Here is a 2,215-nt window from a genome sequence, read left to right on the forward strand (position 1 = left end):
AGGAGAACCTTTGCCGGACGACGGCCACCCATCGAACGATCCCGGTGCACCCATCGAGGAAGACCTCGAACAGGCGCACCTGACGCGCTTGTACACGCAGCTCGATTCGCTGCGCGAGTATGCAGCAAACCGACTTCGCGCCGTGCTGCTCGAGACCGGCGGAACACCGCAGGCCCGAAGCGAGCGCGAATCCTTCAACCAGATGTACACCGAGGACATCGCCAAGTACGACGCCGCCGAGAACGGATTGTGCTTCGGCCGTATCGACCTCCGTCCCGACAACGAGGACACACCGGTTCGTTACGTGGGCCGCGTGGGCATCCTGGACGAGGCCAACGACTACGACACCTTGCTGCTCGACTGGCGAGCACCCATGGCACGTCCGTTCTATCTGGCCACCCCCGCCGCACCGGAGAACGTGCTGCGGCGTCGACACATACGAAGCCGCAGCCGACGCGTCACGTCGTTGGCCGACGAATACCTCGACCTCGACGCCGCCACCGCAGCCGGCCTGGACTCCGACGCAACCGGAGTCGCCGGGGAGAGTGCACTGCTGTCGGCGCTCGATGCAGCTCGAACCGGCCAGATGAACGACATCGTCGAGACCATCCAGAGCGAGCAGGACGCGATCATTCGATCCGAGCATCGGAGTGTCCTCGTCGTGCAGGGCGGGCCCGGTACCGGCAAGACAGCCGTCGCACTGCACCGCGCGGCCTACTTGCTCTACACCTACCGCCAGCAGCTCGCCAAGAGTGGCGTCCTCATCATCGGACCGAACGCCACCTTCCTCGACTACATCGGCCAGGTACTCCCGTCCCTTGGTGAGACCGGCGTTCTTCTCTCGACCATCGGCAACCTGTACCCCGGTGTTCGGGCCACCCTCGAAGACTCGGTGACGGCAGCGCAGGTGAAGGGGTCGACCGCCATGGCGTCCGTTCTCACCAAGGCAGTGCGAGACCGACAGGAGGTCCCGTCGCAGCCCGTGCGGCTACGGTTCGACACGTACGAGATCATCCTCGACAGGAAGATCGTCACACGGGCCCGCGGTAGAGCTCGATCGTCGCGACGGCCGCACAACCTCGCGCGGCCTCTGTTCGTCGGGTCGGTCATCGACGGACTCACGCAGCAACTCGCCACCAAGCTCGGCGAAAACCTCGTCGACGGCGGAAGCCTGTTGAGCAAGGACGACGTCGCCGACATGCGCGACGAGATGCGGGAAGACGCGGACGTGATGGCCGCCATCGACGAGTTGTGGCCCGATCTGTCGCCACAACAGGTACTTCGGGACCTCTACGCGTCGCCCGAGCGAATCGACTCGGCCGCCTCCGACCTGACCGAAGAGGAACGACAGTCACTGGTCCGCGTGGGCCGCGGCTTCAGTTCCGCCGACGCACCACTGTTGGACGAACTCGCAGAACTGCTCGGTATCGATGACGCCGCAGAGCGCGAACGAGCAAACCGTCAGTGGCGCAATCAAATTGCCGACGCCCAAGGCGCACTGGACATCCTGACGGGTTCCGCCCCGCAGGACCTCGAAGACGAACTCGACCCCGAAATCCTGATGGCCTACGACATCGTCGACGCCAGCCAGCTTGCGAGCAGGCAGGATTCAGGCGTTCGGCTGACGACGGCAGAACGCGCAGCAGGCGATCGCACCTGGACATACGGACACGTCATCGTCGACGAGGCGCAGGAACTGTCGGAGATGGCATGGCGAATGGTGATGCGGCGCATACCGAATCGGTGGATGACCCTCGTCGGCGACGTAGCTCAAACCGGAGACCCTGCCGGAACCACATCGTGGGGTGACGTACTCGAACCGTATGTTGCGCAGCGCTGGAAGCGAACCGAACTGACGGTCAACTACCGAACTCCCTCGGAAATCATGACCGTCGCGCGCGACGTCCTCGCTGCCATCGACCCGGTTCAGTCGATTCCCCGCTCGGTTCGCGACTCCGGGAACGTGCCGTGGTCGCAACGCGTCACCATAGACACACTCGTCGCAGCCGTTGCGGACCGTCTGGCGGAACACCCCAGGCCCGGCATCAGTGCAGTGCTGTTACCCCAGGCGATGGTCGACACTTTCGCCTCACTTAGATCCGACGAAGTGACGGTGTCCTCGGTGAAAGAAGCAAAAGGACTCGAATTCGACTCGGTGCTCATCGTCGAGCCCACGGCTATCGTCGACGAGTCGCCACGTGGAATGGGCGATCTC

At 64.0% G+C, this 2,215-nt stretch carries 1 protein-coding gene; it reads left to right on the forward strand.

Annotated features, from left to right (window positions below; all coding sequences use genetic code 11):
- Positions 1-10: 10 nt before the first annotated feature.
- Positions 11-2,215, forward strand: a 2,205-nt coding sequence (locus WBQ44_RS14965) for a HelD family protein (protein ID WP_495567463.1), incomplete at its 3' end; no start/stop codon positions are given.

Source organism: Rhodococcus sp. (in: high G+C Gram-positive bacteria) (assembly GCF_049591685.1).
In the GTDB taxonomy this organism is placed as follows: domain Bacteria; phylum Actinomycetota; class Actinomycetes; order Mycobacteriales; family Mycobacteriaceae; genus Rhodococcoides.